Annotated in this window: 14 protein-coding genes and 1 pseudogene; 7 read left to right on the forward strand and 8 right to left on the reverse strand. The window is 65.3% G+C overall.

The window, feature by feature from the left end:
- The 4 genes from VFA16_RS05005 to VFA16_RS05020 form a co-directional block, all read right to left on the reverse strand.
- A partial coding sequence (locus tag VFA16_RS05005; protein ID WP_324966765.1) for an LLM class flavin-dependent oxidoreductase occupies nt 1–355 on the reverse strand: 355 nt, incomplete at its 3' end.
- Nucleotides 356–363: 8 nt separating this feature from the next.
- Nucleotides 364–1,533, reverse strand: a complete 1,170-nt coding sequence (locus tag VFA16_RS05010; protein WP_324966752.1) for a thiolase domain-containing protein — start codon at nt 1,531–1,533, stop codon at nt 364–366.
- A gap of 55 nt (nt 1,534–1,588) precedes the next feature.
- Nucleotides 1,589–2,653 carry a thiolase domain-containing protein gene (locus VFA16_RS05015; protein ID WP_324966753.1) on the reverse strand — a complete coding sequence of 355 codons (1,065 nt, stop codon included), beginning with the start codon at nt 2,651–2,653 and terminating at the stop codon, nt 1,589–1,591.
- Between the two features lie 15 nt (nt 2,654–2,668).
- The gene (locus VFA16_RS05020) at nt 2,669–3,688 is read right to left on the reverse strand and encodes a Zn-ribbon domain-containing OB-fold protein (protein WP_324966754.1); all 1,020 of its coding nucleotides are present in this window, start codon (nt 3,686–3,688) and stop codon (nt 2,669–2,671) included.
- Nucleotides 3,689–3,746: 58 nt separating this feature from the next.
- On the opposite strand from VFA16_RS05020, the gene VFA16_RS05025 reads away from it, so the two are divergent.
- Nucleotides 3,747–4,778 (forward strand): LLM class F420-dependent oxidoreductase, encoded by a 1,032-nt coding sequence (locus VFA16_RS05025; protein ID WP_324966755.1) that lies wholly within the window; start codon nt 3,747–3,749, stop codon nt 4,776–4,778.
- 52 nt (nt 4,779–4,830) lie between these two features.
- Here VFA16_RS05025 and VFA16_RS05030 read toward each other — a convergent pair whose 3' ends face one another.
- Nucleotides 4,831–5,550: an acetoacetate decarboxylase family protein gene (locus tag VFA16_RS05030; RefSeq protein ID WP_324966756.1), complete on the reverse strand. Its 720-nt coding sequence runs from the start codon at nt 5,548–5,550 to the stop codon at nt 4,831–4,833.
- A gap of 28 nt (nt 5,551–5,578) precedes the next feature.
- Between VFA16_RS05030 and VFA16_RS05035 the strand changes: the two genes are divergently transcribed.
- Nucleotides 5,579–6,790 carry a cytochrome P450 gene (locus VFA16_RS05035; RefSeq protein ID WP_324966757.1) on the forward strand — a complete coding sequence of 404 codons (1,212 nt, stop codon included), beginning with the start codon at nt 5,579–5,581 and terminating at the stop codon, nt 6,788–6,790.
- A gap of 6 nt (nt 6,791–6,796) precedes the next feature.
- Here the strand turns inward: VFA16_RS05035 and VFA16_RS05040 are convergent, their stop codons facing one another.
- Complete coding sequence (locus tag VFA16_RS05040) at nt 6,797–7,645, reverse strand: SDR family oxidoreductase (protein WP_324966758.1); 849 nt, start codon at nt 7,643–7,645, stop codon at nt 6,797–6,799.
- Between the two features lie 24 nt (nt 7,646–7,669).
- Nucleotides 7,670–8,470 carry a crotonase/enoyl-CoA hydratase family protein gene (locus VFA16_RS05045; RefSeq protein WP_324966759.1) on the reverse strand — a complete coding sequence of 267 codons (801 nt, stop codon included), beginning with the start codon at nt 8,468–8,470 and terminating at the stop codon, nt 7,670–7,672.
- Between the two features lie 60 nt (nt 8,471–8,530).
- Here VFA16_RS05045 and VFA16_RS05050 point away from each other — a divergent pair, with 60 nt between their 5' ends.
- The 4 genes from VFA16_RS05050 (at nt 8,531) to VFA16_RS05065 (ending at nt 13,757) form a co-directional block, all read left to right on the forward strand.
- Entirely contained in the window at nt 8,531–10,180 is a 1,650-nt protein-coding gene (locus VFA16_RS05050; protein WP_324966760.1) for an acyl-CoA synthetase, read from the forward strand.
- Entirely contained in the window at nt 10,180–11,292 is a 1,113-nt protein-coding gene (locus VFA16_RS05055) for a nitronate monooxygenase family protein (RefSeq protein WP_324966761.1), read from the forward strand. Before VFA16_RS05050 ends, VFA16_RS05055 begins: the two co-directional genes overlap by 1 nt.
- A gap of 75 nt (nt 11,293–11,367) precedes the next feature.
- A complete protein-coding gene (locus tag VFA16_RS05060) occupies nt 11,368–12,204 on the forward strand; it encodes an amidohydrolase family protein (protein ID WP_324966762.1) in 837 nt (278 codons plus the stop codon).
- On the forward strand, nt 12,201–13,757 hold the full coding sequence (locus VFA16_RS05065; RefSeq protein ID WP_324966763.1) for an acetolactate synthase large subunit: 1,557 nt from the start codon (nt 12,201–12,203) through the stop codon (nt 13,755–13,757). Before VFA16_RS05060 ends, VFA16_RS05065 begins: the two co-directional genes overlap by 4 nt.
- A gap of 92 nt (nt 13,758–13,849) precedes the next feature.
- Here VFA16_RS05065 and VFA16_RS05070 read toward each other — a convergent pair whose 3' ends face one another.
- Nucleotides 13,850–14,452 (reverse strand): TetR/AcrR family transcriptional regulator, encoded by a 603-nt coding sequence (locus VFA16_RS05070; RefSeq protein ID WP_324966764.1) that lies wholly within the window; start codon nt 14,450–14,452, stop codon nt 13,850–13,852.
- Between the two features lie 211 nt (nt 14,453–14,663).
- Between VFA16_RS05070 and VFA16_RS05075 the strand changes: the two are divergent.
- Nucleotides 14,664–15,011: pseudogene (locus VFA16_RS05075) on the forward strand (DUF5135 domain-containing protein); the annotation flags it as partial.

The following is a 15,011-nucleotide window of genomic DNA, read 5'->3' on the forward strand; positions in this document are numbered from 1 at the left end:
AACCAATGCCGACTCCGAAACCGAACCTGTTGTTGGTCAGGTTGGCCACCGAGCCGACCTGGCGGGCCAGCAGCAACGGATTGCGGGAGCCGAGCTTCATCACGTTGGTGTAAAACCGCAGCCGTGAGGTCACCGCTCCCATCGCGGCGGCGGCGATCAGCGGGTCGACCCAGGGTGTGTTTTCGTCCCACATCCGCGACCCGTCGGCGGTGTAGGGGTAGTCGGCGGCCGCCTTCTCCATGTAGAACAACGAATCAGGCAACGCGATCGCGTCGAACCCGACTTCCTCGGCAATTCGCGCGATGTCGAGCAGGTCGTCGATGGGACCCATAGCGATACTGCAGGTGTACTTCATGCGACCGGTCACGGTTTGTCGGCCCCCACCACCCACATGGAGTAGTACTGCGAGCCGCCGCCGTAAGCGTGACCCAGGGCTTTTCGTGCGCCGGGAACCTGGTGCGCACCGGCCTTGCCCATCACCTGGATGGCCGCCTCGGCGAAGCGGATCAGGCCCGAGGCGCCGATCGGATTAGACGACAGCACGCCGCCTGAGGGGTTCACCGGTAGCCGCCCGCCGATCGCCGTCTCGCCGGCTTCGGTGAGCTTCCAGCCCTCGCCCTCAGGGGTAAATCCCAGATTCTCCAGCCACATCGGCTCGAACCACGAGAACGGCACATAGATCTCGGCGGCATCGATCTCGTCGATCGGGCTGGTGATGCCGGCCGCGTTCCACAGCGCGGCCGCGCAGTCCCGGCCGGCCTGCGGGTTGACCTGGTCGCGTCCCGCGTACGCGAGCGGCTCGGTGCGCAGTGCGGTGGCGTGTATCCAGGCCACCGGGTGACCGTCGGCGACACGCTGATCGGCCATCTCCTCGTTGCCGATGACAAGCGCGCACGCACCATCTGACGATGGACAGGTTTCGTCGAATCGGATTGGATCCCAGAGCATTTGGGATGACAGCACTTTTTCCAGGGTGATGTCGGGCTGCTGGACGTGCGCCAGCGGGTTCTTGGCGCCGTTTAGGCGGTCTTTGACCGCAACCATGGCGCCGATATGGGTCGGCGCCCCCGAGCGGCGGATGTATGCCCGCACGTGCGGAGCGAAGTAACCGCCTGCCCCTGCACCGACGGGCTTGGTGAACGGCACCGGAATCGACAGCGCCCACATGGCGTTGGATTCGGACTGCTTTTCCCAGGCCATCGCCAGCACGCGGCGGTACTTGCCCGACTGCACCAGGCTGGCCGCCACCACGCCGGTGGAGCCACCCACCGAACCAGCGGTGTGCACGCGGATCAGCGGTTTTCCGGTAGCGCCAACGGCGTCGGCCATGAACAGTTCGGGCATCATGACGCCTTCGAAGAAGTCGGGTGCCTTGCCCACCACGACGGCGTCGATATCGTCGAACGTGACCCCGGAGTCGGCCAGCGCACGGTCGATGGCTTCGCGGACCATGCCATTCATCGACACATCGTGGCGCTTGGCGACGTATTTTGTCTGCCCGGTGCCCAGTACCGCCGCAAGCCGCTTAGTCATGGGCGCCACTCCTCCTCATCGCGCTGCGCGCTCTGCATCGTCACTGGCGCAGCCATCAGCCTTTCCTTTCCATAACCGCGACCAAATTCTGTTGCAGCGCAGGCCCGCTGGTGGCGTGCGCCAGCACCCGCCGCGCCGAGCCGTTCCAGATGTGTTGCGCGGCAAACCCGATCCGCTCAAGGCCGGCGACGAACATGGGATTGGCCGCCAGCGCACCGCCCGACGGGTTCACCTTGGCCGACGCCGGTATCCGCATGGCCTCGGTGAGGATGAGGTGCTGGTGACTGAACGGGGCATGGATCTCGGCGACGTCGATCGTGTGCATCTTGTCGCCGGTGGCGATCCTGGTCGCCGCTCTCGTCGACGGTGACTCGGTGATGTCGCGGGCACCGAGTACGGGAGTTTCGATGCGGTGTTCGAAACCGGTAATCCAGGCCGGGTTTTCGCGTAGTTCACGGGCGCGGTCGTCGGCGGCGAGCACGATCGCTGCGGCGCCGTCGGTGATCGGTGCGATGTCGTGCCGGCGCAGCGGCTCGGCGAAGAACGGTCGGTGCAGCAACTCATCAAGGCTCACAGGCGGCGGCTCGGAGTCCACCCGCTGCGCCGCCGCGAACGAGTCGTAGGCGACGCGGGCCATCTGGTCGTAGCTCCACTTTTCTTTCTCAAGACCGAGCCGGGCCTGTAGACCGGCGATCGACACGGAGTCCGGCCACAGCGGCGCCACTGTATACGGATCGGTCTGCCGCGAGAGGATGCGGCGCAACATTCCCGCCGAGGATTTGCCGAAACCGTAGACCAGCGCGGTGTCGACCTCGCCGGTCAGCAGCTTGATGTAGGCCTCGTAAGCGGCCCAGGCCGCATCCATCTCGACATGTGATTCGTTGATTGGCGGCACGGCACCGATCGAGTCAATTGCGGAGATGAACGAAAACGCCCGGCCAGCAAGGTAATCGGACGAGCCGGAGCACCAGAAGCCGATGTCCGCCTTGGTGATTCCGAGCTCGTCGTAGAGCTGGGCGAAACACGGCATCAGCATCTCGACGCCGTTGGTGGTGCCGTCAGTGCGGCGGACATGCGGGGCGTGGGCGAAGCCGACGACCGCAACGTTGCGAGCGCTCATAGGTAACGAAGCCCTTTACAGGTGGTGCTTGTAGGTGTCGTAGTCGGCGTCAGGTTCGCCGGTCGGCCGGAAATGCGAGATGTTGTCGATGCCCAGCCCCCATTCCTCGCGGGGCCGCCACACCGCTTCGACGCGCATACCCATCCGAACCTCCGAGGCGTCGATCTCGGTGACCAGGTGCAAAAAAGGAATGTCGGCGCCGTCGAGCAGCACATAGGCCGCGACATAGGGCGGCTTGATTCGCTGGCCGGCGAACGGGATATTGATGATCGCGAACGTGGTGATCGTGCCTTTGTCGGATACCTCGACGTAGTTGTCGAGAGGCAACCCGGTGGCCGGATCAGCTTCTCGTGCCGGGAAGTACACCTTCCCCATTTCGCCGCCGTCGCGGCCCGTTGTCCGGGCGCCGAGCAGCTTGCCTTCCTGCAGCGCCCGCAGGTAGGCGCTTTCCGGATGGGAAGCGGTGTGCTGGATTTCCATGTGAATCGGGGTCACCAGCATGGTCACCGGCTCGCGGTCGTCGCTGGATCGTCGCGATTCGGATTGCGGTTCCCCCTCGCCCGGAGCGAAATACGCAATGTCGGTAATAGCGCCGACCGGGTCGTCAACCCACTGGGCGTGTACCCGCATGCCGCTGCGCATCGCTTTCGGTCCGTCGGTTCCCGCATCGACGGCGTGCAGCAGGGTGGTGTCGGCGCCGTCGAGTTTGATCAGCGCCCACGCGAACGGGCGGTCCAGCGGCTGACCCTCCAGCGGTTCGGGTTGCCACGACCACGACTCGACAGTGCCGACGCTGGACACCGGTACCATCTCGCCCAGCGGTTCATAGGTGACCGGGTCGTATTCGGCCGGTGGCACATGCACCCGGCCATCGGATCCGCGCACCCCGACGATGCGGCGATCGCGTAAAGCGGTGAAGAACTTACCGAGCGTCGGACCCACCGAACGGGTGTAGTCGAACGACAACGTCAGCGGTGCCGAAAGAGGTGGCTCGGGTTGATCGATCAGGGTCAGGCGACTTGAGCTGGCTGTCACGGCTTCGAGTAGAACAGGTTCTAACAATCGTCGCAAGAATCGGTCGAAAGGTAATCTAATGAAGCTCGGGTTGCAGCTCGGATATTGGGGCGCACAACCGCCGGACAACGCCGGCGACCTGGTCGCTGCGGCCGAGGACGCCGGCTTCGACGCGGTGTTCACCGCCGAGGCGTGGGGCTCGGATGCCTACACGCCGCTGGCCTGGTATGGCGCCTCTACCCGCCGCGTGAGACTGGGTACTTCGGTGGTGCAACTGTCCGCGCGCACCCCGACCGCCTGCGCCATGGCCGCGCTGACACTGGATCACCTCTCGGGCGGCCGGCACATCCTGGGACTCGGCGTCTCGGGGCCGCAGGTGGTGGAGGGCTGGTATGGCCAGCGGTTTCCCAAGCCGCTGGCGCGCACCCGCGAATACGTCGACATCATCCGCCAGGTGTGGGCCCGGGAAAAGCCGGTGACCAGCGCCGGTCCCCACTACCCGCTGCCGCTCACCGGTGAAGGCACCACCGGATTGGGTAAGGCGCTCAAGCCGATCACGCACCCGCTGCGCAGCGACATCCCGATCATGCTGGGCGCCGAGGGTCCGAAGAACGTGGCGTTGGCCGCCGAGATCTGCGACGGCTGGTTGCCGATCTTCTACGCCCCGCGACTGGCCGACATGTACAACGAATGGCTCGATGAAGGCTTCGCCCGACCGGGTGCGCGCCGCGCGCGGGAGGACTTCGAGATCTGCGCGACTGCGCAGGTGGTCATCACTGACGACCGGGCCGCGGCGTTCGCCGGCATCAAGCCGTACCTGGCGCTGTACATGGGCGGCATGGGCGCCGAGGACACCAACTTCCATGCCGACGTCTACCGCCGGATGGGCTACTCAGAGGTGGTCGACGACGTCACCAAACTGTTCCGCAGCAACCGCAAGGACGAGGCGGCCAGGGTGATCCCGGATGAACTGGTCGACGACGCCGTGATCGTCGGCGACGTCGACTACGTGCGTAAGCAGATCACCGTGTGGGAGGCCGCGGGCGTCACCATGATGGTGGTCTCGGCCCGCAGCCCAGAGCAGGTCCGCGAGCTTGCCGGCTTGGTGTGACTAGTCCTTGCCAGGCGATTAGAACACGTTCTAGATTGACCGGGTGACCTGGTCAGATCGCGCGTGCGTCGCCGAAGGTCATCTCGACGTTGCGCACCGATCCCGACACCAGCGCGCGCTTGGGCAGTCCCAGCGACGCCAGCTCCTTGGCGTAGGTGTGATCGCCGAGCCGCAATGTCGCGCCGCCGAGGCGGCCACGCACACCCGTCGTCTTCATCTCCCAAGGCACTTCGCGGGTGGTGCCCTCGGCGTAGGTGAAGGTCTTCAGCACTTGCGGACGCGAGGTGAACACCGACGGCACCGGCAATCCGGGGCTGAAGTCGATGCGGGCGATGTGCGAGCCGTCGGCGCTGACATCGAAACCGAAGTGGCGGCCCTCCCGCACGGTGAAGTCGGCCATGATTTTCGGGAAGCCCCAGATGCGCCGGCCGGCTTCCAATGTGAACGACTGGTCGACCGGCAGGTGATGGATGAACGCTGCGGCCGATCCCAGTGCCCGCAGCCCGCGCGCATGCGAGCCCGGTGGGTTGACCATGACAGCGGTACCGAACTCGTGGTACTGGCCGAGGTCGCCGTCGAAGTAGCGGGCCAGCATCAGGTTGACGACGGCGCGTCCGGGCCGGTACTGGCAGACCTCCAGGCCGCTGTAGTCGATGAGCCGCTGCGCGGCATCGGCGGCGACGGAGAACATCGCGCTGTGCACATCGGCTTTTCGGATCCGGACCGGCATGGTCAACACCGTGCCGGCGATGGTGTGTTGCGAGGCAGACATGACGCTCACTGTAGTGGGGAGGGTGGCGATGACTGAAGCGATCGCGATTCCTGACGTGGACCTGACCGACGGCACGTTTTATGCCGAAGGCCAGAGGGCCCGGGCCGCATATCGCTGGATGCGGGCCAACCAGCCGGTGTTTCGCGACCGCAACGGTTTGGCCGCCGCATCGACATATCAGGCCATCATCGACGCCGAGCGCAACCCGGAACTGTTCTCCAACACCGGCGGAATCCGGCCCGACCAGGACGCGCTGCCGATGATGATCGACATGGACGATCCTCCACATCTGTTGCGCCGCAAGCTTGTCAACGCGGGCTTTACCCGCAAGCAGGTGAAGGACAAGGAACAATCGATCGCCGAGCTCTGCGACACACTGATCGACGCCGTGTGTGAACGCGGCGAATGCGACTTTGTGCGCGACCTCGCCGCACCGCTGCCGATGGCGGTCATCGGCGACATGCTCGGAGTGCGGCCGGAACAGCGTGACATGTTCCTCAAGTGGTCCGACGATCTGGTGGCGTTCCTCAGTTCCCATGTCTCGCAAGACGACTTCCAAGTCACCATGGACGCCTTCGCCGCATACAACGAGTTCACCAGGGCCACCATTGCCGCGCGCCGGCAAGAGCCTACCGACGACCTGGTAAGCGTGTTGGTGAGTTCTGAAGTCGACGGGGAGCGGCTGAGCGACGACGAGCTCGTCATGGAAACACTGCTGATCCTCATCGGCGGCGACGAGACTACCCGGCACACGCTCTCGGGCGGCACCGAGCAGCTGCTGCGCAACCGTGACCAGTGGCAGACGCTGCAGCGTGACCCGGATCAGCTGCTAGCCAGCGCAATTGAGGAGATGCTGCGCTGGACCTCACCGGTGAAGAACATGTGCCGCACCCTGACCGCCGACACCGAATTCCACGGCACCCAGCTGTACAAGGGCGAAAAGATGATGCTGCTCTTCGAGTCAGCCAACTTCGACGAAGCGGAGTTCGACGAGCCTGAGCGCTTCGATATCACCCGAAACCCCAACAGCCACTTAGCGTTTGGCTTCGGTACGCATTTCTGTCTGGGAAATCAGCTGGCCCGCCTGGAGTTGACGCTGATGACCAGGCGAATCGTGGAGCGCCTCCCGGACCTGCGACTGGCCGCCGACGACCGGCTTCCGCTGCGGCCCGCGAACTTCGTTAGCGGCTTGGAGTCGATGCCGGTGGTGTTCACCCCAACGGCCCCTGTGCGCCGATAGCGGTCGTCAACAGCTTTGATTCCGAAACCGCCGCAGGTAGCCCATTAGCCGACGCGTGGGTACCGGCCGCGGCCAGTCGTCGGTGCGGAAGTGGGCGTCGGTGCCGCCGTCGACGAACACCACGCTGCCGCAGAGAAAGTCCGCGGCGTCGGAGAGCATGAAGCACACCCATTCGCCAAGCTGGTGGGGGTCGCCGAAACCGCCCACCGGGACTGGGAATCGCCGAACTGCCTTACCCTGCCGTGGATCGGACAGCTGCTCTTCCAGCAGTGGCGTCATCACCGCCCCCGGAGCCAACGCGTTGAGACGGATACCGGCCCCGGCCCACTGCGGCCGAATCGACTGGCGGCGCACCCACCGGCTGACCGCAATTTTCGTTGCGGCGTACATGATCGCCGGGCCTGCCGGTCCCAACATGCGCACGCTGCGCACCGCCTTTTCGACATCGCCCGACAGCAACGCCCGCACCGTGCGCGCCGGTACTACTGGTGTTGTCGTCGTCGAATTACTGGAAAGCACAACGACTTTCGCCCTGTTCACCGCTGCGAGTGCCGGTCGCCAGCGCTCGAGCAGCGCCACCACCCCGAGGTAGTTCACCTCGGCCATCCGGCGCAGACGATCGGTCCCGCGGCTTGGACCCAGACCGGCGGCGAGCACGGCTCCGTCAAGCTGGCCGTCGGCAGCGGCGAGCACACCAGAAGCTGCCTGGGTGCGGCCCTCCGGTGTCGACAGGTCCGCGACGACCTCGGCTTCCTTGATGTCCACGCCGATGACAGTGTGACCGTGGTCGCGCAGCCGCTCCGCGGTCGCCCGGCCCATTCCCGACGCCGACCCGGTGACTGCGTAGGTGCCCATCGGGTGCCTTCCCAGGATCGAGCGTCAGCGACCTTTGAACTGCGGCGCGCGCTTCTGTTTGAAGGCCAGCGGGCCTTCCTTGGCGTCGTCGGACAGGAACACCTGGATTCCGAGCTGGGTGTCGATCTTGAACGCCTCGTTTTCGGGCAAGCCTTCAGTCTCGCGGATCGACCGCAAGATCGCCTGCACGGCCAACGGCCCGTTGTTCGAGATGACTTCGGCGATCTCCAAAGCCTTGCTCAGCGCCTGCCCGTCGGGAACGACATACCCGATCAGCCCGATCTCCTTGGCTTCGGCAGCCGTGATGTGCCGCCCGGTCAGCAGCAGGTCGCAGGCCACGGTGTAGGGGATCTGACGCACCAGCCGCACCGCCGAGCCACCCATCGGATACAGGCTCCACTTGGCCTCGGAAATGCCGAACTTGGCGCTTTCACCGGCAACCCGGATGTCGGTGCCCTGCAGGATTTCGGTGCCGCCAGCGATGGCCGGGCCTTCGACCGCGGCGATCAGCGGCTTGGTCAGCCGGCGGCCTTTGAGCAGCGCGTCGATGCGCGACGGGTCGTAGCTGCCGTCCTTGAAGGATTCGCCCGGCGGTTTGGCGGTTGCCGCCTTGAGGTCCATGCCGGCGCAGAAGTAGCCGCCGGCCCCCGTCAGAATGCAGCACCGGATGTCGGGATCGTTGTCGACGCGGTCCCACGCCTCGACCATGATTTGCATCATTTCGGTGCTCAGCGCGTTGCGGGCCTCGGGCCGGTTCAGCGTCACGACGAGGGTGTGTCCGCGCTGCTCAACCAGGGCGTCGGGCTCTTTCTCGGACTCGCTCACGGGCCTCTGCCTTCCTGTGTATAGGCCACAGACTTGTCAGGAAATGTAACACGTTCTAATTTGGGGTCCGTGGCCCTGAACATCGCCGACCTAGCCGAGCATGCCATCGACGCCGTCCCTGACCGCGTCGCCCTAATTTGCGGCGACGATCAGCTGACCTATGCGCAGCTGGAGGAGAAGGCCAACCGCTTCGCGCACTACCTGATCGACCAGGGCGTCAAGAAAGACGACAAGGTCGGCCTCTACTGCCGCAACCGCAACGAGATCGTGATCGCGATGCTGGGCATCGTGAAGGCGGGCGCCGTCCTCGTCAACGTCAACTTCCGCTATGTCGAGAGCGAGCTTCGCTACCTGTTCGACAACTCCGACATGGTGGCGCTGGTACACGAGCGTCAGTACGCCGACCGGGTCGCCAACGTGCTGGCGGAAACCCCGAACGTCAAGACGGTGTTGGTCGTCGAGGACGGCAGCGACAAGGACTACCAGCGCTACGGCGGCGTCGAGTTCTACACCGCGCTCGAACAGGGCTCGCCCGAGCGTGATTTCGGCTCGCGCAGCGCCGACGACATCTACCTGCTCTACACCGGCGGCACCACCGGCTTCCCCAAGGGTGTGATGTGGCGCCACGAGGACATCTACCGGGTGCTACTGGGCGGAACCGATTTCGCCACAGGCGAATACATCAAAGACGAATACGACCTGGCCAAGCAGGCGGCTGCCGGACCGCCCATGGTGCGGTTCCCGATTCCGCCGATGATCCACGGCGCAACGCAGTCGGCTACCTGGATGGCGCTGTTCTCCGGCGGAACCATCGTGCTGGCACCGGAATTCGACGCCGACGAAGTCTGGCAGACCATCCACAAGCACAAGGTGAACCTGCTGTTCTTCACCGGCGACGCGATGGCGCGACCGCTGCTCGACGCACTGACCAAAGACAACGACTACGACCTCTCGTCGCTGTACCTACTGGCCAGCACCGCGGCGCTGTTCTCCCCGAGCATCAAGGAGAAACTGCTTGAGCTGCTGCCAAATCGAGTCATCACCGACTCGATCGGCTCATCGGAGACCGGGTTTGGTGGCACCAGCGTCGTTGCGAAGGGCGAGGCGCACACCGGCGGGCCGCGCGTCACCATCGACAAGTGGACCGTGGTGCTCGACGAGGACGGCAACGAGGTCAAGCCCGGCTCCGGTGTGCGGGGCGTCATCGCCAAACGCGGTCACGTCCCGGTCGGCTACTACAAGGATCCCGAGAAGTCCGCCGCCACATTCAAGGTCATCAACGGTGTGCGCTACGCGATCCCCGGCGACTATGCGACCGTCGAGGAAGACGGCACGGTGACGCTGCTGGGCCGCGGCTCGCAATCCATCAACAGCGGCGGCGAGAAGATCTACCCCGAAGAAGTCGAGGCCGCGTTGAAAGGCCACCCCGACGTGTTCGACGCCCTGGTGGTTGGCGTGCCCGACGAGCGCTACGGTCAATGTGTGGCCGCCGTCGTGCAACCGCGACCTGGAACACGCCCGTCGCTTGCCGAGCTCGACCAGTTCGTGCGCAGCGAGATCGCGGGATACAAAGTGCCCCGGAAGCTTTGGTACGTCGACGAGATCAAGCGATCACCCGCGGGCAAGCCCGACTACCGCTGGGCCAAGGAGCAGACCGAAGCCCGGCCCGCCGACGAGGTGCATGCCAACCACGCGGCGACCAGGGCCTGATGCGCACGCCGCTGTGCGACCGGTTCGGGATCGACTACCCGATCTTCGTGTTCACGCCCTCGGAGAAAGTCGCAGCAGCAGTCAGCCGCGCCGGCGGATTCGGGGTGCTGGGCTGCGTGCGGTTCAACGAAGCCGACGAGCTCGAGTCGGTACTGAGCTGGATGGACGAGAACACCGCCGGCAAACCCTACGGTGTCGACGTCGTCATGCCGGCGAAGATCCCCACCGAGGGCGCGGCGACAGACCTCGACAAGCTTATCCCGGAGGCGCACCGGGAGTTCGTCGACAAGACGCTCGCCGCGCTGGGTGTGCCGCCGCTGCCCGCACCACAGCGCTCCGCCGGCGTGCTGGGTTGGTTGCACTCGGTGGCGCGCTCCCACGTCGAGGTCGCGCTTAACCATCCGATCAAGCTGATCGCCAACGCGCTCGGCTCCCCGCCGACTGACGTGATCGAGCAGGCGCACGAGGCCGGGGTACCAGTCGCGGCGCTGGCCGGCACTGCCAAGCATGCTCAACGCCACGTCGACAACGGTGTCGACATCGTGGTCGCGCAAGGATACGAAGCCGGGGGCCACACCGGTGAAATCGCGTCGATGGTGCTGGTGCCGGAGGTGGTCGACACGGTCGACGTTCCGGTGTTGGCGGCTGGCGGCATCGGCACCGGTCGGCAGGTCGCCGCGGCGCTGGCGCTCGGCGCATCGGGCGTGTGGATGGGTTCGGCGTTCCTGGGTGCCGCCGAATACGACCTGGGCGTGCGACACGAATCCGGCGTCTCAGTCGTGCAGCGGGCGCTGTTGGGCGCCACCTCGAGTGACACCGTGCGTCGGCGGATTTACAGCGGCAAGCCGGCTCGGCTCCTCAAGAGCCGCTGGACCGACGCGTGGGATGCGCCCGACGCGCCCGAACCGCTGCCGATGCCGCTGCAGAACATCCTGGTCGGCGAGGCCCACCAGCGACTGAACCAATCCAACGATCCCTCCGTGGTCGCGATGCCGGCTGGCCAGATTATCGGGCAGATGAAAAAGATCCGCCCGGTAGCCGAGATCATCGCCGATCTGGTGAGCGGGTTCGAGGCTGCGTCGCGACGCCTGGACGGGATCCGAGACAGCTAGTACGACGACGCCCGCCGCGTAGCGGAGGGAGCAGGAGTCGGGCAATCAGATCCAGCCGTCTACAGTCGAGGCGCGATGACCATCGACGTGTGGATGCAGCACCCGACACTGCGGTTTTTGCGCAGCGACATGCTCGCCTCGCTGCGACGCTGGACCGGCGGTGCGATACCCGATAGTGAAATCCCGATCGAGGCCACCCTGGCCGCGATGGACGCCGCGGCTGTCGACGTCGGTCTGCTGTCTGCGTGGCGCGGCCCGAACGGCCAAGATCTCGTCAGCAACGACGAGGTCGCCGAATGGATCCGATTGCACCCCAACCGCTTTGCTGGCCTGGCGGCGGTCGACCTGGACCGCCCAATGGACGCGGTGCGCGAATTGCGGCGACGAGTGCGCGACGACGGGTTCCTCGGCGTGCGTGTGGTGCCGTGGCTGTGGAACGCGCCACCGACCGATCGCCGCTACTATCCGCTGTTCGCCGAATGCGTGCAGTTGCGTGTGCCGTTCTGCACCCAAGTCGGCCACACCGGTCCGCTGCGGCCCTCGGAGACCGGCCGCCCGATTCCCTACATCGACCAGGTGGCGCTTGACTTTCCCGAGCTTGTCATCGTCTGCGGACACGTCGGCTATCCGTGGACCGAGGAGATGGTCGCCGTCGCCCGCAAGCACGAGAACGTCTACATCGACACCTCGGCCTACACCACGAAACGACTCCCCGAAGAACTCGTCCGGTTCATGAAAACCGGCACCGGACAACGAAAAGTGCTGTTCGGCACGAATTATCCGATGATTGCCCATGCGCACGCGCTCGCGGGTCTCGACGAACTTGGGCTCGACGACGAGACCCGGAGCGCGTATCTGCAGGGCAACGCCGAACGTGTCTTCGGGCTCAGCCAACGGGAGGCGCAGACATGAACGGCGCACATGCGTTGATCAACACACTGGTTGACAGCGGAGTCGAGGTGTGCTTCGCCAACCCCGGCACCTCCGAGATGCACTTCGTCGCAGCGCTGGACAGCGTTCCGCGGATGCGCGGCGTGCTGACTTTGTTCGAGGGCGTCGCCACCGGCGCGGCCGACGGCTATGCCCGCATCACCGGGCGGCCGGCAGCAGTGCTGCTACACCTGGGGCCCGGGTTGGCCAACGGATTAGCCAATCTGCATAACGCGCGGCGCGCCCGGGTGCCGATGGTGGTTCTCGTCGGCGACCACGCGACCTATCACAAGAAGTACGACGCCCCACTGGAATCCGACATCGACGCACTGGCCGGCAGCGCGTCTGGGTGGATGCGCCGCACCGTGGAGGCTGCCGAAGTGGCGTCTGATGCCGCCGAGTCTGTCGCCACAAGCCGTGCGCACCAGCATATTTCGACTCTTATCTTGCCCGCGGACGTGTCGTGGTCCGACGGTGTCTCGACCGCGGCGGCGGCGCTAAGCCAACCGCCGCCGTCGACGGTCGATGCTGATGCTGTCGAGTTAGCTGCCAAAGTGCTGCGCTCCGGCGAGCCCGCAGTGATCGTGGTCGGCGGTGACGCCACCCGCGCGCCGGGGCTGACCGCTGCCGCGCGTATTGCCGCGGCCACAGGCGCCCGCTGGTACTGCGAGACGTTCCCGACAGTGCTGCAGCGCGGCGCCGGCGTGCCAGCCGTCGACCGGCTCGCCTACTTCGCCGAAGCCGTCGCCGGCCAACTCGATGGGGCCAAATACCTTGTCCTGGCAGGCGCGAAGTCGCCGGTCTCGTTCTTCGCCTACCCGGGAAAGGCCAGCAACCTGGTGCCGGAGGGCTGTGAGGTCCACGAGCTCGCCGGCCCCGCCGGCGCCGCCGATGCGTTGGCTGCGCTGGCCGACGAGCTGGCGCCAGGGCTTCCTGCGCCGCTTGCTGCTCCCGGGCGTCCGGCGCTGCCGGCCGGTGCCCTGACCGCCGCGTCGGCGGCGGATGTCGTCGGCGCGCTCATGCCCGAAAACCCAATCGTAGTCGACGAATCCAACACCTCCGGCCTGCTGCTGGCACAAGCGACCGCCGGAGCGCCGGCACATGACTGGCTGACGCTGACCGGCGGTGCCATCGGCTACGGCATCCCCGCTGCCATAGGTGCCGCGATCGCCGCGCCGGAACGACCGGTGCTGTGCCTGGAATCCGACGGCTCAGCGATGTACACGCTCTCCGGGTTATGGACACAGGCCCGAGAGAACCTCGACGTCACCACCGTCATCTACAACAACGGGGCCTACGACATCCTGCGGCTGGAGCTGCAACGCGTCGGTGCAGAAAACGAACCAGGTCCGAAGGCGCGCGAGCTGCTCGACTTAACCCGTCCCGCAATAGATTTCGTCCAGCTAGCCGAAGGCATGGGAGTGCCGGGCCGCCGCGTGACCACGGCCGAAGAATTCGCCGACGCGCTGCAAGCCGGGCTCGCCGCACCCGGACCGCATCTCATCGAGGCCGTAGTCCCGTCAATGCTCGGCTAGCGCAACCTGCCGAGACTGCGTCTATGGCTATCGATCGCGCCTGTACCACGTCGTGGGTACCAGAGGAATTGCCCGGCTGCGAACTAGCGGCGTTAGGGCAGTTTGATCACCGACACGTACATCTCCACCACTGGACGATAGAGGTCGAGATCATCGAGTTCACTGCCCAGCACGACGGAATCGGTGGTGGCGACGAGTACTTGGGCGAAGGTCAATGGAGGGATCAGCAGGGTTCCGCCCAATCGGTCGACTCCCTGGACGATGAATTTTGCCAGCGCCTCGACGACCTCTGACCGTTTGGCCGCGACCCGTTCCCGCGCTTCCGGGTTGCGAAGCAGATAGAGGGTGAACTCGTGGCCCAACGCGGCGTGCTCGGCGCCGCGGTCTCGGCTCAATTGGCGCCAACGCTGCGCGATCTCATCGAGCTCGCGCGCCCCGATCTGCGTCGCAGTCGACATCACCTCGGCGAAAGTGTCGAAATAGCGACGCCAGTATCGGTCGCTTACGGCCAAGAAGAGGTCTTCCTTGGCTGCGAAGTGCTTGTAGATGGCGCCTTTGGTGTAGCCGGCAGCATGCGCGATGTCGTCGAGAGTCGCTGGGGTGAAACCCTTTTCGGCGAACACCTCTTCAGCGGCATCCAACAGAAGCGAACGGGTGTGCTCAAGACGGCGCTCCCGGGTCCAACGCTCCACCATGCAGGCGATTGTGCCATAGAATCTGAGAAACCTATTGGTCAGCGAGATACTGACTGGTATATTCGCGGAGTACGGCCTACCTGAGGATGGCGATCTATGACTGCGTCGTCGACGAGAGGCGGCTACTGCGCTGAACTCATCGCCATCCGTATCGCCCGTGCAAGCAAATACGCGCGCACTGCACCACAACAATCCAGAAGGAGACAGTGTCGTGAGCGAACTGTCGAACAGGAAGAATCCGCCCTCTGTCACCGAGTCGCTCGGGGGAGCGGCCTCGCTCGGGACCCAGGTTCAGCCGACAGTCAAACCCGTGCGGATCTGGGCCATCATCGGCGGTGCAATCCTCACTTTTCAGCTATATGTGTGGATTCGCTGGATCACCGGGCCTTACTTCGTGCGGGTACCGACAGGGCCGAGCGATCCGCCGATGCTGATGAAGGCCATCCTCATGACGTGGACGACCGTTATCGTGGTCGGCCTGCCGGTCGGGATTTATTACTTCATTGTCAGGCCCTGGCGGCGGGAGCGGCGAATCACGCTCGACGGCATGCTGCTGGTC

Source organism: Mycobacterium sp. (assembly GCF_035653355.1).
GTDB lineage: Bacteria > Actinomycetota > Actinomycetes > Mycobacteriales > Mycobacteriaceae > Mycobacterium.

Excerpts from the sequence above, each read along its gene's own strand:
- VFA16_RS05010 (WP_324966752.1), bottom strand. The coding sequence starts at position 1,533 with ATGACTAAGCGGCTTGCGGCGGTACTGGGCACCGGGCAGACAAAATAC.
- VFA16_RS05015 (WP_324966753.1), bottom strand. The coding sequence starts at position 2,653 with ATGAGCGCTCGCAACGTTGCGGTCGTCGGCTTCGCCCACGCCCCGCAT.
- VFA16_RS05025 (WP_324966755.1), top strand. The coding sequence starts at position 3,747 with ATGAAGCTCGGGTTGCAGCTCGGATATTGGGGCGCACAACCGCCGGAC.
- VFA16_RS05030 (WP_324966756.1), bottom strand. The coding sequence starts at position 5,550 with ATGTCTGCCTCGCAACACACCATCGCCGGCACGGTGTTGACCATGCCG.
- VFA16_RS05035 (WP_324966757.1), top strand. The coding sequence starts at position 5,579 with ATGACTGAAGCGATCGCGATTCCTGACGTGGACCTGACCGACGGCACG.
- VFA16_RS05040 (WP_324966758.1), bottom strand. The coding sequence starts at position 7,645 with ATGGGCACCTACGCAGTCACCGGGTCGGCGTCGGGAATGGGCCGGGCG.
- VFA16_RS05055 (WP_324966761.1), top strand. The coding sequence starts at position 10,180 with ATGCGCACGCCGCTGTGCGACCGGTTCGGGATCGACTACCCGATCTTC.
- VFA16_RS05060 (WP_324966762.1), top strand. The coding sequence starts at position 11,368 with ATGACCATCGACGTGTGGATGCAGCACCCGACACTGCGGTTTTTGCGC.
- VFA16_RS05065 (WP_324966763.1), top strand. The coding sequence starts at position 12,201 with ATGAACGGCGCACATGCGTTGATCAACACACTGGTTGACAGCGGAGTC.
- VFA16_RS05070 (WP_324966764.1), bottom strand. The coding sequence starts at position 14,452 with ATGGTGGAGCGTTGGACCCGGGAGCGCCGTCTTGAGCACACCCGTTCG.